Raw genomic sequence first — 22310 nt, forward strand, 5'->3', positions numbered from 1 at the left:
CCGGCGCGCGGCCGCCCGGCGCGCCGAACCCGCCGGCGCGCCGCCCGGCGACGCGTCGGGCAACGCTGGCATGGTCGACCGCGGACACACGCCCCACAGGTAGCAGCTCCCGGCAAGCCGGTCCGGGTGCCTCCGCCCGTCGCGCCGGGCCGGGCCGGCTCGGTTAATGTGCAGGCCGTGAGCGGCAGCGGAACGGTCCCGGCGCCGGACAGCCGGCGGAAGACGACGCGGTGGTGGCTCAGTGTCATGTTGCTGACCATGGCCGCCCTCGTCGTGCTCGGCGGTGGTCTGGGCGCCGCCGCGCTCACCCACACCTCGACCGTGTCCGACCGGTTGGCCGACCGGATCGCGCCGGCCCGCACGGCTGTGGGCGAGCTCGACGGCGAGCTGGTGAGCCAGCGTGCGGCCGTGTTCGCGTACGCCCTCAGCGGCGACGACCGGTACCTCGCCACGTACCGGGAGAACGCCGAGGCCGAACCCGCGACGATGGCCCGGCTGCGCGACCTGCTGGCCGACGAGCCGGCGGCGCTGCGCGACCTGGAACGCGCCGACGCGCTCGCCGACCGGTGGCACGACGACGTCGCGGAGCCGCTGGTCCGGGGCCGGCAGGCCGGCGCGAGCCCGACGGAGCTGGCGGCGGTGGCGATCCGCGGCCTGGACACCTTCGAGGCGCTCCGGGCGGAGTTCAGCGGGCTGGTGGCGCGGCTGGACCAGATCCGGGACGCCGGTCGGGCGGACCTCGACCGGGCCCGCGAGTTGCGGGACATCACCTTCGTGGCGATCCTCGCCGCGCTGCTGCTGACCGGTGTGGTCAGCTCGGTGCTGGTCCGGATGACGGTGCTGCGCCCGCTGGAGCGGCTCGGCGTCTCGGTGCGGCAGGTGGCCGGCGGTGACTTCCGGCACCGGCTGCGCCCGCAGGGGCCGGCCGACATCGCCCGGCTCGCCGACGACGTGGAGACCATGCGGCAGCGGATGGTGGACGCGCTGGAGCGCAGCCAGCAGGACCGGGACGCCCTCGAACAGCAGGCCGCCGAGCTGCGCCGGTCCAACGAGGACCTGGAGCAGTTCGCCTACGTCGCCTCGCACGACCTGCAGGAGCCGCTGCGCAAGGTGGCCTCGTTCTGCCAGATGCTGCAACGCCGCTACGCCGACCAGCTCGACGACCGGGCCCGGCAGTACATCGGGTTCGCGGTCGACGGGGCCACCCGGATGCAGGAGCTGATCAACGACCTGCTCGCGTTCTCCCGGATCGGCCGGGTCTACGGCGACCTGCGCGAGGTGGACCTGGCCGAGGCGTTCGAACAGGCGGCGGCGAACCTGTCCGGCATGGTCGAGGAGGCCGGGGCCCGGATCAGCCGCGATCCGCTGCCCACCGTGCAGGGCGACCCGACGCTGCTGACCATGCTGTGGCAGAACCTGCTCGGCAACGCCGTCAAGTTCCGCAGCCCGGAGCGGGACCCACAGGTCCGGGTGACCGTCACCGACACCCCGGACGGCTGGTCGTTCACCGTCGAGGACAACGGCATCGGCATCGACCCCCGGTACGCCGAGAAGATCTTCGTGATCTTCCAGCGGCTGCACCCGCGCGGCTCGTACCCGGGCACCGGCATCGGCCTGGCGATCTGCAAGAAGATCGTCGAGTACCACGGCGGCACGCTGAGCCTGGACGAGACGTACACCGGCGGGGCCCGGTTCCGGTTCACCCTCCCCCGCCCGGCGCCGCCCGCCGTACCGGAGCAGCCGGGCGAGCCGGCGGCGGAGTCGGCGGTCCCGGCCCTCGGCGGGTAGCCGCTCGGGTCAGCCACCCGGTGGGCCGCCGTCGGGCTCGGCGGCCGCCGCGACCGTCCCGGTGACCGGTCCGGGATCCGGCACGCCCGTCCCGTCCCGTTCCGGCGCGCCCATCCCGTCCCGCTCCGGCATGGTACGGCTGAACTGGTCGAAGAAGCGCAGCAGCTCGACCGGGAACGGCATCACCAGGGTGCTGTTCTTCTCCGCCGCCACGTCCACCACGGTCTGCAGCAGCCGCAACTGGTACGCCCCGGGGGTGCCCGCCATCGCCCGGGAGGCGTCGGCGAGCCGGCGGGACGCCTGGTACTCGCCGTCGGCCGCGATCACCCGGGCCCGGCGTTCCCGCTCGGCCTCCGCCTGGCGGGACATCGACCGCTTCATTCCCTCGGGCAGCTCCACGTCCTTGACCTCGACCCGCTCGATCAGCAGTCCCCACGGCTTCTCGGTCGGCGCGTCGATGACCGCCTTCAGCTCGGCGTTGATCCGTTCCCGGTCGCCGAGCACGGTGTCCAGGTCGGCCTTGCCGATCACCGACCGCAGCGCGGTCTGCGCCACCTGGAGCACCGCGGACGGATAGTCGTGCACGTTGACCAGCGCCTTCACCGGGTCGACCACCCGGTAGTAGACGACCGCGTCGACGGTGAGCGTCACGTTGTCCCGGGTGATCGCGCCCTGCGCCGGCACGCCCATCACCACCGTCTGCATACTCACCCGCACCATCCGGTCGGCGATCGGCACGATGAGCTGCAGGCCCGGCTGGCGGACCCGGTCGAGCACCCGACCGAACCGGAAGACGATGCCACGCTGGTACTGCTGTACCAGCCGGACGCTGAGCGCACCGAGCAGCGCCAGCAGCGCGAGCACGATCACCACGCCGATCACGGTGGCCTCCATGGCACCCCCGATCCGGGCGACCACGGCCGCCGCCCGGGCCGCCGGATACCCGTTGCCACGCCGGACACGCCTGCCGACCGTCACGGGGCGGCACAGATCGACCTCGATTGGTAACGTGACCGGGGCTCGCACCGGCGGAACGGGGAGGCTCCGGCGTGTGGACGGACGAGGCGGCGCTGGACGCCGTACGACGACGGGTCGACGACTGGGAATCCACCGTCGCCGAGCGGGCGACGCGGACCACCGCACTGACCCGGGAGCTGGCGGCGCTCACCGCGACCGCCCGCAGCCCCGACGGCGCGGTCGAGGCGACCGTCGACGCCGCCGGGGCCCTGGTCGACCTGCGGCTGGGCGAGCGGGTGCGCGGGCAGCCCGCGGCGCGTACCGCCGATCAGGTGCTGGCCACCGCGCGGGCCGCGCAGGCCGAGCTGGCACGCCGGGCGGTGGCGATGACCGAGGCGGCGCTCGGCGCGGACGACCCGGCCGCCCGAGCCCTCGTCGAGTCCTACGCCCGCCGGCTGCGCCGGCCCGACGGGGGCGTTGCCGGTGCCGCCCGCTGACGGCGTCCGGGTCCGCCCGGAGGATCTCGACACGCACGCCGGTCACCTTGACGCCGTCGCCGACGCGCTCCACCTCGCCACCGCGGCCGGCCGATCCGTGCGGCTCGGCGGCGACGCCTACGGTCAGCTCTGCGCGCTGGTGCCGGTCCTGGTCGACCAGGTGCAACGGGTGCTGGTCGAGGGCCTCGACGGCGCCGCCGGCTCGGTGGGCGACACCGCCGGACGGGTCCGCACCGCCGCCGGCCGCTACCGGGGCACCGACGCCCGCGCCCAGGCCGCCCTGAACGGGCTGCGCGGGCGGCGGTGAGCGGCAACCCGCTCGTCGCCGCCCCCGCCGACACCACCAGCCCGTGGACCGGGGCGTGGATCGCCGAGGACATCGAGCTGATCGGCCGGGGCATCCGCGACGGCAACTGGATCGACGGCAGCCTCGGCGTGGTCGGCGCCGGTCTCGACGCGCTGGCCCTCGTCTCCGATCCGGTCGGCTCGCTGCTCCAGTACGGCATCGCCTGGATCATCGAGCACGTCCGGCCACTGACCGAGGCACTCGACTGGCTGGCCGGTGACCCGGCACAGATCGCCGCCCACGCGCAGACCTGGCGCAACGTCGCCGGCGCACTGCGGACCGAGGCGGAGGCGCTCGCCCGGGCGGCCCGGCTGGACCTCGCCGAGTGGAGCGGCGCGGCCGCCACCGCGTACCGGTCGTGGGCGGCCGAGCAGCAGGGTTCGCTCGTCGGCCTGAGCCGGGCCGCCGACACGATGGCCACGCTCACCGAGGGCGCAGGCGCCCTGATCGCCGCCGTCCGGCTCATGGTCCGCGACGCCATCGCGCTCTGCGTCTCCCGCCTCATCGTGTATGCGGCCGAGGAGGCGTTCAGCTTCGGCCTGGCCACTCCCCTGGTGGTGGAGCAGGTCGTCACCACGGTTGCCGCGTTCGCGGCCAGGATCGCCCGGTGGCTGCGCGGGCTGCTGGCCAGCCTCCGGCGGCTGCTCCCCGAGGCGCACCGCCTCGCCCACCTGATCGACCTCCTCAAGCGACTCCTGGCCAGACTCAGGGCGGGCGGTCAGCCGGGCAGGACGGCTGGGCCGGGCGCGCCGAATGACAAGCCGAACTCACCCTCTCCCCTGGACGACCCGCGGGTTCGCGAACTCGGCATGGACCCAGCCACCGGCCGTTTCCGGCCGGGCGAGGCGGAGACGGCGGTCCGCATCGAGCACGAGCTCGGTGTCCGGTTGCGCCGAGCCCCAGCCGACTCCTCGGCCGACTGGGTGGACGAGGCGGGCCGTACCTATGATGCTGTCGGCAACTTCCCGGCCCAGTTCTTCGACCGGCAATGGCCTCAGCTCCAGTACCAGGTCGAGCGGCACCTCGACAAAGCTGATCTGGTGCCGGTCGACGTGTCTCGGTTCTCCCCCGAGCAGATCGCAAAGGTCGAGCAGTTCATCGCGGATCGGCAACTCCATCCGCGCGTCTTCGTTGTGGGGAAGTGATGGCGGCTCTCATTGTGCTGGAACCGGGCGTCGACTGGACATCGACGGGAGGGCTGTTCGACTGGACCCTGGAGTTCCTGATGCGGCGGGTACCGCACCGGGAAGTGGTCGACCACCTGCGGGAGATCGTCGACAACAACCTCGGGTCGTTCTGGCTTGACGACGTGCCGGCGCGGTATCGGGCCGAGATCCTCACACAGCTGCGGCAGGAGTTGCTTCCCGCGGCGGAGCGGGAACTGCCGGACACCGACCAGAAGTCAGCGGTCCTCGGTCGTCTGCGCGAACTGGCGGATGCCGCCGGCCGGACCGGCACCTCCGGCTAGGGCCGGTACCGACGTCACGCGGGGAAGGCGACCGGCTCGTCGGTGCCCTCCCGGCTGAACAGCCACGCCGGAACCAGCCGCGGATGGTGACCGTCGTTGCCCCAGTCGAGGGCGTAGACGAAACGCGCCCCGGTCACGTTGGCCGAGGGGTTGCGCCGGGCGCAGGGTGGCGTCCCCGCGCCGTGGGCGGCCGGGCACAACTGCCCGGACGACGGAGTGGCCGCGGCCTCCTGCTGGAGGCGGGCGAAGGCCTGCCCGGCGTCGAGCAGCGGACGATCGGCGTCTCCCCGCGCCGGCCCCAGCCAACCGGTGGCGTAGCCGATGCCGCGCTCGTCGAGCTGGACCTTGGTCTGCCAGCCCCACGTCGGGTGGCCGGCGACGCGGGGCTCGACCACCACCTGGCCGCCGTCGAACCGGGCCAGGGCCGGGTCGACTCCGGCAGCGCGCAGGACGGGCTGGGTGAGCGCGAGCGCCTGCCGTTGGCCCGAGTCGTACGGCCCCTCGCCGTTGGTCTGCTGCTGCCGCAGGTATCTCCACCGGCCGCCGCTGTCCGGCCAGATCTCCAGCGTGGCCTCGCCGCGGGTGACCGTCCACGGGTTGCCGTCGAAGCCGATCGGCGCGTCGTCGAAGCCGAGCGCGTCGGCCAGCGCGATCGCGTGGCGCTGGGCGGGCGTGTTCAGCGCGTACGTGCGGCCCGTCGCGGGGCCGCGCTCGGTCAGTGGGCGGGCCATGACGTACGTCCCCGGCAGGAAGCCGAGCCGCTGCTCCGGATACAGGGGCGGGACCGCGGGGGCGCGGACGACCTCGACGCCCGACGGGACGGGAACGGTGTCCCCGGTGCGCGGTCCGGTGCCCGTGCAGGCGGTCAGCAGGCCGGCGGCGACCAGGAGGAGGCCGAGGGTCCGTCGCGCCGCGGTCCGTCGACGGGGCGGCAGTTCGTGCCGCGGTGCGCCGGCCGATTCGGAGGACCGCCGGGCCGGCGGCGCGGGAGACCCCATGGGGCCGGATTCTGCCACGGTGGCCGGCACGCCGACGGCCGGCAGCGACGGCGCCCGGGCGGCCCTGCGCGCCGGCTGGGTGTGGAGTTCCCCGATCCCGCCCTCGCCGTCGTGGATCTGCACGTGGTGATGTGCTGTGCGCGGTGCGCTGTCACCTGTCCTCTGTGCTGGGCGGCTCTGTGAGTCGAGGAATCGAACCTCCGCGCTGCCCGCCGCGCGCCAGGGAAAGGAGTCCGGTTTACAGCCGGCTCTGGTGCTGTGCACGCCTCCACGACGGCTACCTGCTCCACACCCGACTAGTCCAGCAGGTCCGCCTCCCAGTTGGTGCGCTGGATCAGCACGTCCAGCTCGCGCAGTTCGCGGGCCAGCGCGTCGGCCTGGCCGCGCAGCTCCGCCACCGGGAGCGCGGTGAGCATCTTCAGCTCCGAGCGCAGCTGCCGGACCGCGTGCCGCCCGCCGGCCGCCGCGTCGGCGGCAGCGGTGAGCACCGAGTGCCGCAGCCGGAGTACGTCCCGGCGGGCGAGCACGTCGGTGAGCGTGCCGAGGTCGCCGGCCGGCACCGCGGCGTTGGTCCGGTTGATCCGGCGGATCAGTGACTCCAGCTGGTCGAGCGTCTCGGTCAGCTCACCGAGCAGGGCGTTGGCGTCCTCCGGCGGCACCTCGCCCTCCTGGTAACGGGCGCTGCCCACGATCCGCGCGCGCAGCTGTTCCACCCGCCGGACCGCGTCGGCCCGATCCGCCAGTGCCTCACCGAGCTTCATCGCTCCACCTCCCGTGTCGAGCCCGGCAAGGATAGTTGATCTCGGTCGGTGGGGCGGACCCGTTTTCCGGGCGTACGGGGGCCAGGCGATCGGGATTGGACCTCGCCGTCGCGCCGGTCGGCGTCCCTACGATGGCGGTCCACGATCCACAGCCGCCCGGAGGACGTCATGGTGGAGCACCTCGCCGACCTGCCCACGCCGCTGCTGGCCGACGCCTGCGTACGACTGGACGTGCCGTTGCGGGCGGCGCCCGTGGGCGTCCGGCCGGTGGTGCCCGGCCAGCGGGTGACCGGCCGGGTGCTGCCGGTGCGGCACCACGGCAGCGTGGACGTGTTCCTCGAGGCGTTCGGCTCGGCGGCGCCCGGGGACGTACTCGTGATCGACAACGGCGGCCGGACGGACGAGGCGTGCGTCGGTGACCTGGCGGTGCTGGAGGCCGCCGCGGCCGGGGTCGCCGGCCTGGTGGTGTGGGGGTTGCACCGCGACACCGCCGAGCTGGTGGAGATCGGCCTGCCGGTGTTCAGCTACGGCAGTTGCCCGCTGGGACCAACCCGGCTGGACGATCGCGAGCCGCAGACGCTGACCAGCGCCCGGATCGGCGGGCACCTGGTCACCGCCGACGACCTGGTCTGCGCCGACGACGACGGGGTGCTCTTCCTGCCCGCCGCCCGCGCCGATGAGGTGCTGGCGACGGCGGCGCGGATCCGGCGTACCGAACGGCTCCAGGCGGCCCGGATCCGCGCCGGTGAGACGCTGCGCCAGCAGACCGCGTTCGACGACTACCTGGCCCGGCGCGAGACGACACCCGGCTACACCTTCCGGCAGCACCTGCGCCGGGTGGGTGGGGCGATCGAGGAGTGAGCGGTCAGCGTCGCGCGGCCCCGTACACCCGCAGGATGCTGGTGCGCAGCGCGGCGGCGCGGTAGCCGATGGAGTCGGTGCTGCCTGGCACGACGGTCGTCACCGAGGTCTACATGTTCGGCGAACTCGCGTCGGACGGCCGACTGCGCCGCGTCGACCAACTCACCAGCACTCCCTGAGGACAGCCGGCGACCCCGCCCCGGTCCGGCCCAGCGGCCGGGTCCGGGGGGACGGTCCAGTCCGGACCGGCTTCACCGGCACCAACCTCTAGCGCTCGCCCGAGCGGCGGCAATATCCTCCACTGCACGCGCGACTACTGGAGCTACTTTTCACGGCTCCGCTCATCCCCCGTCGTCGCCGCAGAGGAGATGCCATGCACGTCGACCATTCCGAACTGGACCGTCGCACCCTGCTGCGGGCCGGCCTCGGCGCCGCCACGGTGGCGGTCGTCGGGAGCGAACTCGCCTTCCCGGCGGCCGCGCAGGCGGACCCGGGCGCGGACCTGGACTGGATCTACAGCTGCGACGAGTGGGGAGCGCGCCCGCCCGCCGACCCGCTGTCGATCAGCGCCATCCCCACCAACAAGATCATCGTGCACCACATGGCCTTCCCGAACGTCACCGACTACTCGGAGGCGCAGGCGATCAAGCTCGCCCGCGACTGCCAGGACCTGCACATGGACGGCAACGGCTGGTCCGACACCGGCCAGCACTTCACCATCAGCCGCGGCGGCTACGTCCTGGAGGGCCGGCGCGGCAGCCTGGAGCGGCTCCAGGCCGGCGACCGGCAGATGATCTCGGCGCACTGCCCCGGCGAGAACGGTCGGGCCATCGGCATCGAGAACGAGGGCACCTACGTCACCGAGACGCCGCCGGAGGCCCTGCTCGACTCGCTGGTGAAGCTCTGCACCACGATCTGCCAGCAGTACGGCCTGGCCGCCCACGACATCTTCGGCCACTGGGACTTCCGCACCACCCAGTGCCCGGGCGCCGCGTTCTACCGGCAGTTCCCGATGCTGCGCCGGCGGGTCTTCCGGGCGCTGGGCACCGACCTCGCGGACGTGCCGGCGCGCCGTTGGCCCGACCTGTGGCGGTTCGTCGGCTCGCCGTCGGTCCGGGTGGTGCAGTACCTGCTGGCCCACCGCGGCTACACGGTGCCGGTGAACAGCGTCTTCGACGCGGCGACCGTGGCGGCGGTGCAGGACTGGCAGGCCCGCAACGGCATCCCGGTCGACGTGGACGCCACCCTCACCACCCCGACCTGGGAGACCCTGGTGCCGGAGCTGGACAAGGACGCCACCGGCATCCCGGTCAGCGCCGCGCAGTTCATGCTCAACTTCAAGGGGTGGACCGACGTCGCCGTCACCGGCGAGTACGACTACGCGACGAAGAAGGCGGTCCAGGACCTCCAGGCCCTGCACGGCCTGCCGCGCAACGGCAAGCTCACCACCAGCACCTGGTGCGTGCTGGTCGGCGGGGTGGTCCGGCAGTCCTTCCGGCACCGCTGACGGTCCCCGGGCCGTGGCGGAGGTGGCGCGAGTTCGCCCCCGCCGCCGCGGCCCGCCCGCGCGTCCATCCGGCGATTCACCTGCTGGAGCACCCGCCCTCTGCGACGATGACCCCTGGTCAGGACCAAGGAGGCCGCCATGACGTCGCGACTCAACCCGTACCTCAGCTTCGACGGCAACGCCCGGGAGGCGATGGAGTTCTACCGGCAGGTGTTCGGCGGCGACCTGACGTTGAGCACCTTCGGCGAGTTCGGCACCGACGACCCGACGCTGGCCGACAAGGTCATGCACGGCATGCTGGAGACCCCCGGCGGCTACACCCTGATGGCCTCGGACACCGCCCCGGGCATGCAGCACGTCCCCGGCAACAACGTCTCGGTGAGCGTCAGCGGTGACGACGGCAACGAGCTGCGCGGCTACTGGGAGAAGCTGACCGTCGGCGGCACGGTGAGCGTCCCGCTGGCCAAGCAGATGTGGGGCGACGAGTTCGGCATGTGCGTCGACCGGTTCGGCATCGGGTGGCTGGTGAACATCAGCCAGCCCGGGCGCTGAGCGCCCGCCCCGGCGACGGCACGTGTACCGGGGGCGGCACCGGGTAGGAACCGCCGTGCGCACCGTCCGGAACCTGCGTGTACGCCCGGATCTGCTCTACCTGGCGAGCGGTTGGAGCACGCTGGTCACCGACGTACGCGGGCGGATCCGGGGCACCGGACCGCAGGGGTTCTTCGCCCGCAACACCCGGGTGCTCAGCCTGGAACGGATCACCGTCGACGGCCGCGAGCCGGTGCCGTTCAGCACCGCGAACGTGCGCGGCCACGCCCAGCTCTCGTACGCCGAACTCGGCGACGGCGAGACGCTGCCCGCCCGGGTCGCCTACCTGCTGGTCGAGCGGTTCGTCGGTGAGGGGCTGCGCACCCGGCTGACCGTGGCCAGCTACGCCGGCCAGCCGCTGGAGCTGCGCCTGCGGATCCACCTGGCCGCCGACTTCGCGGACACCTCGGAGGCCGAGACCGGGCACCGGGTGCAGGTCGGCGAGGTGGACACCGCCTGGGACGCCGCCGGCCAGGAACTGTGCCTGCGCTACCGCTGCCACGGGCTGGACCGGGCGGTGGCGATCCGGGCCACGGGCGACGGGCCGGTCCGGTACGCCGACGGGGAGTTCGTCGTCGACCTGGCGGTGCCGCCCCGGGAGCGCCGCCGGGTGGACCTGCTCGTCGAGCCGGTCTTCGAGGGCCGGCGGCTCGCCGCGCCACCGCCGACGTTCGCCGACCCCGACGACGCCGCCGCCCGCGCCCGCACCCGGCTCGCCGCCGAGCTCACCCGGCTGACCAGCGCGAACTTCGACGTCACGGCGGCCTGGCGGTGCGCGGTCGGTGACCTCGCCGTGCTGCCGCTCGGGGAACCGGACGGCCCGACGGCGCCGATCGCCGGCCTGCCGATCTACCAGGAGATCTTCGGGCGGGACACGATGACCGCGTCCTGGCAGGCGCTGCTCGCCGGGCCGACCATGCTCGCGGACAGCCTGCGGCTCAACGCCCACCACCTGGGGCGGCGCGTCGACGACTGGCGGGACGAGGAGCCCGGCAAGCCGTTGCACGAGTCCCGGAGCGGGCCGGTCTCCGTGCTCGGCCTCGACCCGTTCGCCCACTACCACGGCGACTGGTCCACCGCGCCGGACTTCCTGGTCTTCCTCGGCCAGTACTACGCCTGGACCGGTGACCTCGACACCGTCCGCGAGCTGCTGCCGACGGCCCGCCGGGCGCTGTCCTGGATCGACCGGTTCGGCGACCTCGACCACGACGGCTTCCTGGAGTACCACTGCCGCTCCCGGGCCGGCCTGAAGAACCAGGGCTGGAAGGACTCCGACACCGCCATCGTGGACGAGCACGGGCGGGTGGTGCCGAACCCGATCGCCACCAGCGAACTCCAGGCGTACTGGTACGCGGCGCTGCGGCACGCCGCCGTGGCGTTCGCCGCGACCGGTCACCCGCGGCTCGGCGCCGCCCTGGTGCGGCGGGCGGCCGCGCTGCGCCGGCGGTTCCACCGCGCGTACTGGCTGCCCGACCGGGGTTGTTACGCGATGGCGCTGGGACCGGACGGGCGGCCGGTGCGGTCGGTCAACTCCAACGACGGTCACCTGCTGGCCACCGGGATCGTGCCGGCCCGGATCGCCCGGACCGTCGCCGACCGGCTGCTCGCCCCCGACATGTTCAGCGGCTGGGGGATCCGCACGCTCTCCGCGGACCACCCGGCGTACAACCCGTTCAGCTACCACCGGGGCAGCGTCTGGCCGGTCGAGGCGGGCACCATCGGCCTCGGCCTGGCCCGGTACGGCTGCTGGCAGCACCTGCACCGGCTGGCCGAGGGGATGTTCGCCGCGGCGGCGCTCTTCGACGAACACCGCCTGCCCGAGGTGCTCTCCGGGCTGCCCCGCGACGACGCCCACCCGTACCCCGGTGTCTACCCCGCCTCGTGCTCGCCGCAGGCGTGGTCGGCCAGTTCGGTGGTGGCGCTGATCCAGGCGCTGCTGGCGCTGCGACCGGCCGCGCCGCTGCGGACCATCTTCGTCGACCCGCACCTGCCCGAGTGGCTGCCGGAACTCACCCTGGAGGGCGTCCGGGTCGGACGGCGCACCGTCGATCTGACCGTCCGCCGCCGACGCGGCGGGCGTACCTCGCTGCGCGCCCGCGGCGACCGGATCGCGGTGGTCCGCCGCCCCACGTCGCAGGCTGTCGCCGCCCGCCGCCGCTGACCGAGGTCCGCCGCGCACCACCGCTGGCCCGTCCCGTCGTCCGCCGGTCCGGAAACCGGCCGATCGGGCGTATCCGCCGGGGCGGTGGCGGCGCTACCGTACGGCAGGCTTCCGCGACGCGGATCTCCTGCGAGGAGAGGACTGGGGAGATGGACGGCACGGCGCGCCCGCACCGACTGACCCGACTGTTCACCGCCGCCGCCCTGGTGACGGCCGCCCTGGGGTTGGTCGCCCCGCCCGCGCAGGCCCAGCCGGGCGCCAAGATCACGGTGCTGACCCGGAACCTGTACCTCGGCGGCGACCTCACCCCGTCGATGACCGCGCCGAACCTGCCGGCGTTCCTGGCCGCGAACGCGGCCCTGCTCAGTCACGTCGACCTGGTCGACTTCCCGGCCCGGGCGAAGCTCATCGCGGCGGAGATCCGCGAGCACCGACCCGACCTGGTGGGCCTGCAGGAGGTGGCGCTGTGGCGTACCGGGCCGCTCGGCGACCCCGCCCCGGCCACCACCGTCCGCTACGACTACCTGGCCCTGCTGATGGCGGAGCTGGCGGTCGCCGGCCACCGCTACGACGTGGCAGTGGTGCAGGACGAGGCGGACCTCGAGGCTCCGGCCGGGGCACCGCACCTCGTGGACGCCCGGCTCACCATGCGCGACGTCATCCTGGTCCGGCACGGCGGCCGGGTGACGGTCACCGGCACGTCGTCGGGGAACTTCGCCACCAACATGGTGACCCCGCTGCCGGCCACCGGCAGCTCGGTGACCAGCACGCGGGGTTGGACCGCGGTGGACGTCATGCACGGCCGGCGCGCGTTCCGGGTGGTGAACACCCACCTGGAGGCGTTCCACCCCGGAGTCCGGGTGCGGCAGGCCGAGGAACTGCTGGCCGGGCCGCTGGACGTGCCCGGCCGGGTGGTCCTCGTCGGCGACCTCAACACCGGGCCCGAGCTGCCCGAGCCGGTCAACCGCCTGGCCTACGTCACGCTGGTCGCCGGCGGGATGGTGGACACCTGGCCGGTCCTGCATCCCGGCGACCCCGGCTACACCGCCGGCCTCGGCGACGACCTGACCGAACCGGCCGACGACGTCGAGCACCGGATCGACATGGTGCTGGTCCGCGGCCCGGTGACGCCGGTGGCCAGCGAGGTCTTCGGCACCGAGCGGCGTACGCCGCACGGCCGCTGGCCCTCCGACCACCTGGGGCACGTGGCGGTGCTCGCGCTGCCGTGACGTTCCGTCGGCCCGGCCGGGGCCGCCGCAGGTCAGGCATGTCGGTGCGGGACGGCAAGACTAGGATCCTTGCGTGGTCGAGACCGGGCTCATCCAGGACGAGGAGCGGCTGCGCCGCATCGAGGCGGTGACGGACGCCGCCCTGTCCCGCCTCGATGTCGCCGACCTGTTCGACGAACTGCTGGAGCGCGTCCGGGACCTGCTGGAGGTCGACACCGCCGCGATCCTGCTGCTGGACGCGCACGCCCGGCAGTTGGTGGCCACCGCGGCGAAGGGCCTGGAGGAGGAGGTCCGGCAGGGGTTCCGGGTCTCCCTCGGCCGTGGCTTCGCCGGCCGGATCGCGCTCACCCAGCGGCCCGTGGTGATCGAGGACGTCCGCCCGGGCGACGTGGTCAACCCGGTGCTGCTGCAGATCGGGCTGCGCGCCCTGCTCGGCGTGCCGATGTTCGCCCGCGACCAGCTCGTCGGCGTGCTGCACGTGGGGACGCTGCGCCCCCGGGCCTTCACCCCCGACGACGTGCGCCTGCTCGAACTGGTCGCCGACCGGGCCGGCCTGGCCAGCCTGGCCCGCTCGGACAACCTCGACCACAACGCCGCCCTCGCCCTGCAGCGCAGCCTGCTGCCCACCCAACTGCCCGAGGTGCCGGGGCTGCAGATGGCCGCCCGGTACGTGCCGGGTCACGTGGCCGGCATCGGCGGCGACTGGTACGACGTGTTCACCCTGCCGTCGGGCTGGCTCGGTCTGGTCATCGGCGACGTGTCCGGGCACGGGCTGCAGTCCGCGGTGGTGATGGGCCGGGTGCGCAGCGCGCTGCGCGCGTACGCGCTGGTCTGCGACGAACCGGCGGAGGCGCTGGCCCTCCTCGACCGCAAGGTCGACCACTTCGAGGCCGGCAGCCTGACCACCGCGCTCTACGCGATGATCTCCCCGGACCGGGAGACCGTCCACCTCTCCACGGCCGGGCACCTGCTCCCCGTGCTCGCCGCGCCCGGTGAGCCGGCGACCCTGGTGCCGGCCCACGTGGACCCGCCGCTGGGCACCGGCCGGCGACTGCCATCCCGGCGGCAGACCACTGTCCGCCTGCCGCCCGGCGCCGTGCTGGTCTGCTACACCGACGGGCTGGTGGAACGGCGTAGCGAGGTGATCGACGTCGGCGTCCAGCAGCTGCTCGCCGCGGTGCGGCCGGAGCCGGCCGAGGAGGTCTGCTCCACCGTCATGAACGCCTTCGGCGCCGAGCGCCCCACCGACGACATCGCCGTGCTGGCCGTCCGCCGCGACCCGACCGGCCACTGACCCGCCGCCCCGGGCGTCGGGCCGTTTGACCGGCGACGATCCCGGAAAGAGTGGCGGGCATGACATGGGCAAGCCGAGCCGTACCCGCCGTCGCCGCCGCCGTGGCCGCCCTGGCCGCGCGGGACCTCCTGCAACGCGACCACGCGCTGCTGCGTAACTTCCCGGTGCTCGGGCGGGCCCGCTACCTGCTCGAGGCGATCGGGCCGGAGCTGCGCCAGTACATCGTGGCCGGCAACAACGAGGAGCGGCCGTTCACCCGGGACCAGCGGCGCTGGGTGTACGCGTCGGCGAAGGGGCAGAACAACTACTTCGGCTTCGGCACCGACAACGACATCGAGTTCACCCCTGGCTACCCCATCATCAAGCACCGCACCTTCGGCCGGGCGGTGCCGCCGTCCGCGCCGGGGGCCGGGCACGGCGTACGGCTGCCGTGCGCCAAGGTGCTCGGCGGCGCGCGGGGACGGGCCCGCGCGTTCCGGCCGGAGTCGGTGGTGAACATCTCGGGGATGAGCTTCGGGTCGCTGTCCGGCAACGCGGTCGAGGCGTTGAACCGGGGCGCGGCGCTGGCCGGCTGCCTGCAGAACACCGGCGAGGGCGGCCTGTCGCCGTACCACCGCAAGGGCGGTGACCTGGTCTTCCAGATCGGCACCGCGTACTTCGGCTGCCGTGACGAGCACGGCCGGTTCAGCCTGGAGCGGCTCAGGGACCTGGTCGCCGGCGCGCCGGTGCGGGCCCTGGAGATCAAGCTCAGCCAGGGCGCGAAGCCCAGCCTCGGCGGGCTGCTGCCCGGCGCCAAGGTGTCGGCGGAGATCGCGGCCACCCGGGGCATCCCGCGGGGACGCGACTGCGTCAGCCCGTCCCGGCACGCCGAGTTCTCCGACTGCGACAGCCTGCTGGACTGGGTGGAGCTGCTGGCCGCCGAGACCGGGCTGCCGGTCGGCATCAAGTCCGCCGTCGGCGACCTGGGCTTCTGGGAGGAACTGACCACCCTGATGCGGGACACCGGCCGGGGTGTCGACTTCGTCACCATCGACGGCGGCGAGGGCGGCACCGGCGCCGCGCCGCTGATCTTCACCGACTCGGTGTCGCTCCCCTTCCAGCAGGGATTCGCCCGGGTCTACCGGATCTTCGCCGAGCGGGACCTGCACGAGCAGGTGGTCTTCGTCGGCGCCGGCAAGCTCGGCCTGCCGGACAACGCCGTGGTCGCCTTCGCGCTCGGCTGCGACCTGGTCAACGTGGGCCGGGAGGCGATGCTGGCGATCGGCTGCATCCAGGCCCAGAAGTGCCACACCGACACCTGCCCGACCGGGGTGGCCACCCAGAACGCCTGGCTCGCCCGCGGCCTGGACCCGGCGTCGAAGTCGGTGCGCGCGGCGAACTACGTCCGGACGTTGCGCCGCGACCTGATGAAGGTGGCCGAGGCGTGCGGGGTGGAACACCCCGGGCTCATCTCCACCGACGCCGTCGAGGTGCTCGACGGGCGCACCGCCTCGACGCCGCTGCGCGAGGTGTACGGGTACCGGCCGGAGTGGGGCCTGCCGTCGCCCGCCGACCAGGCGGAGATCGTCCGGCTGATGACCGCCGAGGCGCCGCAGGGCGACTCCGCCCCGCCCTCCCCCACCGCGGTCGGCTGACCCGGTCGGCACGGCCGCGCCGCCGGTCGCGGGCCGGCGGCCGCCGTCCCCGCCGGATGCCGGCCGCACGGTCGCCGGGCGCCGGAAACGCCGTCGCGTCCGGGCGGCCGCGCGTCCTATGGTGGCGCGATGTTGATCCGACGCGAGACCGCCGACGACGTCGAGGCCGTCCGGGCGGTGCACACCGCCGCGTTCGCCAAGGCAGACCAGCCCGGCGCCGTACCCGTGGAGACGGCCCTGGTGGACGCGCTGCGCGCCGACGACGGCTGGTTGCCGCCGTTGTCCCTGGTCGCGTCGGATCCGGCCGGGCAGGTCGTCGGGCACGTGGTGTGCACCCGCGGCCGGGTGGCCGGCGAACCGGTGGCGCTCGGGCTCGGGCCGCTCGGGGTGCTGCCGGCCTGGCAGCGACGCGGGGTGGGCAGCGCGCTGATGCACGCCGTGCTCGGCGCGGCGGACGCGCTCGACGAGCCGCTGGTGGTGCTGCTCGGCCATCCCGACTACTACCCCCGGTTCGGCTTCCGGCCGGCGGTCGACCTCGGCGTCACGCCGCCCGGGCCGTGGGGCCCGCGGTACTTCATGGCCCGCCCGCTGAGCGCCTGGCGGCCGTCGATCCGTGGCGAGTTCCGGTACGCGGCGCCGTTCGAGGATCTCTGACCTTTCGCGGGGTCACCGGTTGTTGCATTCTGGTTGCCATGGGAGAGGTGCTGCCGATGCCCGGGTTCGGCGACCTGTTCGCCGACACGCGGGGCGATGACCGGACCATGCGAGTCAGCTACCACCCCGAGCGGGGCGCCGTGGTGCTGTCCCTGTGGAGCGGCACGGTGTGCCGGGGATCGTTCCGGATGGCCGTCGGCGACGCGCCCCGGCTGCTGTCGCTGCTCGCCCAGATCAGCGCGACCGCGGCGCCCGGGGCGCGTCCGGACGGCCCGGCCGCCGGGCCGGGCGCCCGCGCGGCGGCGGAGGTCCCCGCACCGACCCCCGATCCGGTCGAGCAGACCGGTCAGATCGCCGGCCCGGCGCACCGCGCCGCGCTGCCGGTCGTGCCGGCGCCCCGGGTCGCCTGAATCCGGCACCGGGCAGCGGCCGGATTGCTCCGCGACCGCTCGGCCCGGTGTCCGCACGGCGGTGAACACGCGCGTTCGGGCAGGTCAGTGCCGGATTCGCGGCGGCCGTGCGAACATGTGTTCGTGTCGCGCGAGGCCAGCATCCTGCACGCCGACCTGGACGCGTTCTACGCGTCGGTCGAGCAGCGGGACGACCCGCGCCTGCGCGGCCGGCCGGTGATCGTCGGCGGTGGGGTCGTCCTCGCCGCCAGCTACGAGGCGAAGGCCCGGGGCGTACGCAGCGCGATGGGCGGCCGGCAGGCCCGCCGGCTGTGCCCGGAGGCGATCGTGGTGGCGCCCCGGATGTCGGCGTACACAGCGGCCAGTCGCGCGGTGTTCGAGATCTTCCGGCAGACCACCCCGCTGGTCGAGGGGCTCTCCGTCGACGAGGCGTTCCTCGACGTGGGTGGCCTGCGCCGGCTGGTGGGGCCGCCGACCGACATCGCCGCGCGGCTGCGGCGCGAGGTGCGCCACCGGGTGGGCCTGCCGATCACGGTGGGCGTGGCCCGGACGAAGTTCCTCGCCAAGGTGGCCAGCGGGGTGGCCAAGCCGGACGGCCTGCTGGTGGTGCCGCCGGACGGCGAACTGGCCTTCCTGCACCCGCTGCCGGTGGAGCGGCTGTGGGGCGTCGGGCCGGTCACCGCGACGAAGCTGCGCGAGCGGGGCATCCGTACCGTCGGCCAGGTCGCCCGGCTCGGCGAGGCGACCCTGGTCTCGCTGCTCGGCGCGGGCGCCGGCCGGCACCTGCACGCCCTGGCGCACAACCGCGATCCCCGGCCGGTACAGGTCGGCCGGCGGCGCGCGTCGATGGGGGCGCAGCACGCGCTCGGCGGCCAGCCGCACTCCCCGGCCGACCTGGACGCCGTCCTCGCCGGCCTGGTCGACCGGGTGACCCGGCGGATGCGCGCGGCCACCCGCACCGGCCGTACGGTGACGTTGCGGTTGCGCTTCGCCGACTACTCCCGGGCGACCCGTTCCCACACCCTGCCGAAGGCGACCGCGGACACCCAGCCGCTGCTCGCCGCCGCCCGCGCACTGCTGCGCGCGGCCCTGCCCGAGATCGACCGGCGGGGCATCACCCTGCTCGGCGTCTCGGTGGCCAACCTGGACGGTGGGCACGTGCAGTTGTCGTTGCCGTTCGAGCGCGATCCGGGCGCCGAACTGGACGCCGCGGTCGACGCGGTACGGGACCGGTTCGGCTCCGCCGCGCTCACCCGCGCGGTGCTGCTCGGCCGGGAGACCGGGCCGGAGATGCCCCGCCTGCCGGACTGATCCGAGACGCCGACCGCACCGGACCAGCGTCGGCGACGGTGTCGCGACGCGGGCGAGCCGGTGCGGTCGGCGACGTGCTCGGGGCCGGGCGGGCGACGGCCGCCGTCAGCGGCCGGCGGACTCGGCTTCTCGGCTACCCGCACGCCCACTCTGGCAGGGCACCTCGCGCCAGGTCGACCGGCCACCTCGCCAGGCGCTGGCGAGGATGACGGCGGCGGCCCGGCTGGGGCACGTCTGCACCTGCGACCGGCCGGTGGCACCGCCGATCTGCGCCTGCACTTCCCAGCGCTGCCCGTCGGTGCGGATGTAGACGTCCCGACGGCCACGCGCGGTGGCGTCGCCGTTCCACCAATGCTGCTCAACTGTCACAAGCCCGACGGTAGAGCACCGGGAACCGGAGCAGTAGTGGTGTGGTCCGCTTTCCGCAGGTCACGCCCGGGTCGGCGGCACGGACGGTATTCGAACCGCGACTCAGGGTCACCGGCGTGGGTGTTGTGTCGTTGAACCGGCGTGTTCGACGGATTCGAGGAGTTGGACGTCGCCACGGACGAGAGCAGCGTTCACCTCCGCCGGGGTGGTGCCGGCCCGCCGGTCCTGCTGCTGCACGGCATGCCCGAGACCCACCTGATGTGGCACCGGGTGGCGCCCCGCCTGGCCGAGCGCTGCACAGTGGTCGCCGCCGACCTGCGTGGCTTCGGCGGCAGCGGCACCCCGCCCAGCGACGCCGACCACACCCCGTACGGCATGCGCGCGGTGGCCCGCGAGCAGGTGGCCGTGATGCGGGCGCTCGGGTACGACACGTTCGCCGTCGTCGGGCACGACCGTGGCGGTCGCTGCGGCTACCGGATGGCGCTGGACCATCCGGACGTCGTCACCCGGCTCGCGGTGCTCGACATCGTGCCGACCGGCGACGCGTTCGGCCGCGCCGACCGGGAGTTCAGCCTCGGGTTCTGGCTCTGGTCGTTCCTCGCCGCCCCGGCGCCGGTGCCCGAGCGGCTCGTCGCCGGCGCCCCGGAGGCGATCGTCGACCACATGCTCGACGACCTGTCCGAGGTGGCCGACGCGTTCCCCGCCGACGTCCGGGCCGCGTACGTCGGCCAGCTGCGCGACCCGGACCGGATCCACGCCGTGTGCGAGCAGTACCGGGCCGCCGCCACCCTCGACTACCGGCAGGACGAGGCCGACCGGGGCGTACGGCGGATCGGCTGCCCGGTGCTGGTGCTGTGGAGCCACGCGGGACCCGTCGCGAGCTGGTACCGGCCGCTGAAGGTGTGGCGGGCGTGGGCCGACGACGTGACCGGCGGGCCGGTGCGGGCCGGGCACTTCCTCCCCGAGGAGGCGCCCGACGAGACGACCCGGCACCTGCTGGCGTTCCTCGGCTGAGACCCGGGGCAGCCGGTCGGGGCGCGGCAGCGGCTGGCCGAAGGGGCCGCGAACCGTCGGGGGGTGCTGCCATGATGCTGGCCCGCACCGAACGAGGAGGCACGCGTGGAATCGGGCGACGGCTTCACCCCGGTGTTCGTGTCGTACCACCAGTTCCAGGTCGGCGGCGGCGCCGAGCGCGGCGACGACCTCGGTCTCTACACGGTCGGCGACGACCTGCTCCAGCTCACCGGCCGGAGTCAGCTCACCGTGCTCACCGGGCCGCACACCGCTCACGTCGGGGTGCGGCTCGCCGTCCTCGGGTCGCCGCCGCCCGACGACGACCACGACTGGGAGGCCGCCGCCGAGGCGACGATATGGCTGCCGGACGGCCGGGTCAGCGTGTGTGGGCTGATGGGCGACTGCCCGGACCCGTTCCGCCAGGTGGCGGCGGGCCCGCCGGGCCTGTTCCGGGTCCGGGTCCAGGCGCGCGACCGGCGGCCGGAGGACAGCTCCCCCGCACCGGGAGCGCCGGAGCGGTACGCGGTCACCGTGTGGCCGGTCAACGAGGACCTTGGCTTCCGGACGGTGCGCCGCGACGGCCTGCGGTCCTCCCCCTGGGCACCGCGGCCGGCACGGGCCGCCGGCTGGGCGATGGTGCGGCTGGTCACCCTGGCCAACCCCGACCCACGGGAGGTGGCACGGCGGCGGCTCCTCGCCGTGGGTCAGGCGCCCGCCGACCCGCCGGCCGGCCGGGTCGCGGTCCGGCGGCACCGCACGATTCCCGGGTCCCGCGCCACGGAGCTGCTGCGCCACCCGGCCGAGCTGCTCGGCGCGCGCACCGACGGCGACGAGTTCGTGCTGCCCGCCGGTGGGCTGGAGATCAGGCTCCGCGTCCTGCCCCCGCTGAGCCAGGCGGAGGGTGGGCCCCGGGAGCAGGACGCCGACCACCTGCGCCTGAGCTGGCGGTGGGCGCCGAGGCCCGGTTCGTCGAGCGACGTGCCCGACACCGGGCGCGGCAGCGTCGACGTGCTGGTCACGCCCGGCGACGGCCGGGCCGAGCTCGCCGTCGTCCACCACGGTGTCCGCGCGCCGGACGCCGTGCTGCTCGGGCTGGTCTGGGACCACCTGCTCGACCGCCTGGGCGGCGGTCCGGGCGATGGCGAGTCGCCGCACCCGTGGGAGCCGTTGCTCGCCGACCTGGCGGCCAGAGCCGCGGCGCGGGCCGCCGACGACCTGCGCCGCCGGCGGGAGTACGAGGCCCGCCGGTGGGGCGGCACGCCGCCGTCGGACCGGCTACGCGAGGTGGCTGCCAACACCATCGGGTTGGCGCTGCTCGACCGCGCGCTCCTCGACGCGCTGGCCGAGGCGGCGCCGGCCGTGCAGCGGGCCGTGGCCCGGTGGGCCACCCGGCAGGCATACGCGCTCGCCGGGCTGGCCGAGATCGACTGGATCGTCCCGGCGCTGGCCGCCCTGGACCGGGGCGAACCGCTGCCGCCGCCGTTCGACGACGACCACCGGGCCTGGCAGCGCCTGTGGGCCGACGGCCGGGTACCGGCCACCACCGTCACCAGTCCGGACGGCACCCCCAACTGCTCGGCGCAGGCGATGGCGTTCCCGGCGATCCGCGCCGCGGTCCACCCCGACCCCCTCGCGGGCGCCGTCGACACCGTCTACTTCGCCGCCCTCACCGCCGGCGACCAGCGCCCCGCCCTGCTGGCCGCCGCCCGGGCCGCCCTCGCCGACCTGGGCGGCGACCGGTAGCCCCGGAACCGGCGGACCGGCGCGGGGCCGGCGCGTGCAGCCCCGGAGCCGGCGGACCGACGCGGACCGGACCGGGCAGCCCCGGAACCGGCGGACCCGCGGGGCCGGCGCGGGCAGCCCCGGAACCGGCGGGTGGGCGAGCCGGGGCCGGAGTCGGTGGCGCCGAACCCGGCCGGTGGCCGGTCAGACGGCGGTGGCCCGGGTGACCTTCCAGTCGCCGTCGACCCGCTCCAGGGTGAGCACCACCCGGTTCTGGTCCACCTTCTCCCCCGCCGTGGTGACGTTGCGCCGGTACTGGTTCAGGTAGACCAGCAGTTCCACCCGGTCGGCGGTGGCGGTGACCACGCCGGTCGAGGTGACCTCGGCCAGCACCACCGCCTGCTGCTTGGTGGCGGTCTGCTTCAACGTCGCCGTGGTCTGTGCGTACTCGTCGGCGAACGCGCCGGTGGTGAAGGTCCGGGCGTTCGCCACGCTCTCGTCGAAGGTCCGGTAGTCGTACGAGAAGATCGCCTTGGCGGCCGCCGGGGCAGTGGCGAGCGCCTGGCGGACGGCGGCGTCACGGCGGTCGGCGGCCCGGTCGGCGTACCAGCCGGCGACGGCGACGCCCGCCGCCAGCACGATCGCCGTGACCAGCGCCGGCACCGGCCGTACCCGCCACCGCCGGGGGCGGGCGGGCCGCAGTCGTGGCCGCGGGATGCGGGCGAGGAAACCCATCGG

General features: G+C 74.6%; 22 protein-coding genes. 17 read left to right on the forward strand and 5 right to left on the reverse strand.

Features of this window, described 5'->3' with window-relative positions; genetic code table 11:
• The first annotated feature begins 246 nt into the window (after positions 1 to 246).
• The gene (locus tag Q3W71_RS25370; protein ID WP_302921963.1) at positions 247 to 1788 is read left to right on the forward strand and encodes an ATP-binding protein; all 1542 of its coding nucleotides are present in this window, start codon (positions 247 to 249) and stop codon (positions 1786 to 1788) included.
• Between the two features lie 9 nt (positions 1789 to 1797).
• Here Q3W71_RS25370 and Q3W71_RS25375 read toward each other — a convergent pair whose 3' ends face one another.
• Complete coding sequence (locus Q3W71_RS25375) at positions 1798 to 2682, reverse strand: SPFH domain-containing protein (RefSeq protein WP_368051151.1); 885 nt, start codon at positions 2680 to 2682, stop codon at positions 1798 to 1800.
• Between the two features lie 155 nt (positions 2683 to 2837).
• Between Q3W71_RS25375 and Q3W71_RS25380 the strand changes: the two genes are divergently transcribed.
• From Q3W71_RS25380 to Q3W71_RS25395, 4 genes are read left to right on the forward strand one after another with little or no spacing between them, the layout of a single operon-like run.
• Positions 2838 to 3242, forward strand: a complete 405-nt coding sequence (locus Q3W71_RS25380; protein WP_302921964.1) for a YbaB/EbfC family nucleoid-associated protein — start codon at positions 2838 to 2840, stop codon at positions 3240 to 3242.
• Positions 3229 to 3549 (forward strand): type VII secretion target, encoded by a 321-nt coding sequence (locus tag Q3W71_RS25385; protein ID WP_302921965.1) that lies wholly within the window; start codon positions 3229 to 3231, stop codon positions 3547 to 3549. Before Q3W71_RS25380 ends, Q3W71_RS25385 begins: the two co-directional genes overlap by 14 nt.
• Positions 3546 to 4733: a WXG100 family type VII secretion target gene (locus Q3W71_RS25390; protein ID WP_302921966.1), complete on the forward strand. Its 1188-nt coding sequence runs from the start codon at positions 3546 to 3548 to the stop codon at positions 4731 to 4733. The genes Q3W71_RS25385 and Q3W71_RS25390 overlap by 4 nt, the downstream gene beginning before the upstream one ends.
• On the forward strand, positions 4733 to 5056 hold the full coding sequence (locus tag Q3W71_RS25395) for a hypothetical protein (protein WP_302921967.1): 324 nt from the start codon (positions 4733 to 4735) through the stop codon (positions 5054 to 5056). Before Q3W71_RS25390 ends, Q3W71_RS25395 begins: the two co-directional genes overlap by 1 nt.
• 14 nt (positions 5057 to 5070) lie before the next feature.
• Here Q3W71_RS25395 and Q3W71_RS25400 read toward each other — a convergent pair whose 3' ends face one another.
• Positions 5071 to 6054, reverse strand: coding sequence for a hypothetical protein (locus tag Q3W71_RS25400; protein ID WP_302921968.1), 984 nt, complete (start codon positions 6052 to 6054; stop codon positions 5071 to 5073).
• A 296-nt stretch (positions 6055 to 6350) separates the two neighbouring features.
• A complete protein-coding gene (locus tag Q3W71_RS25405) occupies positions 6351 to 6815 on the reverse strand; it encodes a DIP1984 family protein (protein ID WP_302921969.1) in 465 nt (154 codons plus the stop codon).
• Between the two features lie 168 nt (positions 6816 to 6983).
• Here Q3W71_RS25405 and Q3W71_RS25410 point away from each other — a divergent pair, with 168 nt between their 5' ends.
• The 10 genes from Q3W71_RS25410 (at position 6984) to dinB (ending at position 18467) form a co-directional block, all read left to right on the forward strand.
• Positions 6984 to 7676, forward strand: a complete 693-nt coding sequence (locus Q3W71_RS25410) for an RraA family protein (protein ID WP_302921970.1) — start codon at positions 6984 to 6986, stop codon at positions 7674 to 7676.
• 373 nt (positions 7677 to 8049) lie between these two features.
• The gene (locus Q3W71_RS25415; protein ID WP_302921971.1) at positions 8050 to 9183 is read left to right on the forward strand and encodes an N-acetylmuramoyl-L-alanine amidase; all 1134 of its coding nucleotides are present in this window, start codon (positions 8050 to 8052) and stop codon (positions 9181 to 9183) included.
• A gap of 138 nt (positions 9184 to 9321) precedes the next feature.
• A complete protein-coding gene (locus Q3W71_RS25420) occupies positions 9322 to 9735 on the forward strand; it encodes a VOC family protein (protein ID WP_302921972.1) in 414 nt (137 codons plus the stop codon).
• Between the two features lie 55 nt (positions 9736 to 9790).
• The gene (locus tag Q3W71_RS25425) at positions 9791 to 11935 is read left to right on the forward strand and encodes a glycogen debranching N-terminal domain-containing protein (RefSeq protein WP_302921973.1); all 2145 of its coding nucleotides are present in this window, start codon (positions 9791 to 9793) and stop codon (positions 11933 to 11935) included.
• 149 nt (positions 11936 to 12084) lie between these two features.
• Positions 12085 to 13164 carry an endonuclease/exonuclease/phosphatase family protein gene (locus tag Q3W71_RS25430; RefSeq protein ID WP_302921974.1) on the forward strand — a complete coding sequence of 360 codons (1080 nt, stop codon included), beginning with the start codon at positions 12085 to 12087 and terminating at the stop codon, positions 13162 to 13164.
• Between the two features lie 73 nt (positions 13165 to 13237).
• Positions 13238 to 14458 carry a PP2C family protein-serine/threonine phosphatase gene (locus Q3W71_RS25435; protein ID WP_302921975.1) on the forward strand — a complete coding sequence of 407 codons (1221 nt, stop codon included), beginning with the start codon at positions 13238 to 13240 and terminating at the stop codon, positions 14456 to 14458.
• 59 nt (positions 14459 to 14517) lie between these two features.
• Positions 14518 to 16092 carry an FMN-binding glutamate synthase family protein gene (locus Q3W71_RS25440; RefSeq protein WP_302921976.1) on the forward strand — a complete coding sequence of 525 codons (1575 nt, stop codon included), beginning with the start codon at positions 14518 to 14520 and terminating at the stop codon, positions 16090 to 16092.
• A 129-nt stretch (positions 16093 to 16221) separates the two neighbouring features.
• On the forward strand, positions 16222 to 16746 hold the full coding sequence (locus Q3W71_RS25445) for a GNAT family N-acetyltransferase (RefSeq protein WP_302921977.1): 525 nt from the start codon (positions 16222 to 16224) through the stop codon (positions 16744 to 16746).
• Between the two features lie 38 nt (positions 16747 to 16784).
• Positions 16785 to 17156 carry a hypothetical protein gene (locus Q3W71_RS25450; protein WP_302921978.1) on the forward strand — a complete coding sequence of 124 codons (372 nt, stop codon included), beginning with the start codon at positions 16785 to 16787 and terminating at the stop codon, positions 17154 to 17156.
• A gap of 123 nt (positions 17157 to 17279) precedes the next feature.
• Positions 17280 to 18467, forward strand: a complete 1188-nt coding sequence (gene dinB / locus Q3W71_RS25455; protein ID WP_302921979.1) for a DNA polymerase IV — start codon at positions 17280 to 17282, stop codon at positions 18465 to 18467.
• A 105-nt stretch (positions 18468 to 18572) separates the two neighbouring features.
• Here the strand turns inward: dinB and Q3W71_RS25460 are convergent, their stop codons facing one another.
• Positions 18573 to 18836, reverse strand: coding sequence for a hypothetical protein (locus Q3W71_RS25460; protein WP_302921980.1), 264 nt, complete (start codon positions 18834 to 18836; stop codon positions 18573 to 18575).
• 141 nt (positions 18837 to 18977) lie between these two features.
• Here Q3W71_RS25460 and Q3W71_RS25465 point away from each other — a divergent pair, with 141 nt between their 5' ends.
• Positions 18978 to 19850 (forward strand): alpha/beta fold hydrolase, encoded by an 873-nt coding sequence (locus Q3W71_RS25465; RefSeq protein WP_302921981.1) that lies wholly within the window; start codon positions 18978 to 18980, stop codon positions 19848 to 19850.
• A gap of 105 nt (positions 19851 to 19955) precedes the next feature.
• Positions 19956 to 21593 (forward strand): hypothetical protein, encoded by a 1638-nt coding sequence (locus Q3W71_RS25470; protein ID WP_302921982.1) that lies wholly within the window; start codon positions 19956 to 19958, stop codon positions 21591 to 21593.
• Positions 21594 to 21776: 183 nt separating this feature from the next.
• On the opposite strand, the gene Q3W71_RS25475 is transcribed toward Q3W71_RS25470, so the two are convergent.
• Positions 21777 to 22307 carry a hypothetical protein gene (locus Q3W71_RS25475; protein ID WP_302921983.1) on the reverse strand — a complete coding sequence of 177 codons (531 nt, stop codon included), beginning with the start codon at positions 22305 to 22307 and terminating at the stop codon, positions 21777 to 21779.
• Positions 22308 to 22310 lie beyond the last annotated feature (3 nt).

This window comes from Micromonospora sp. C28SCA-DRY-2 (assembly GCF_030519475.1).
Classification (GTDB): Bacteria; Actinomycetota; Actinomycetes; order Mycobacteriales; family Micromonosporaceae; genus Micromonospora.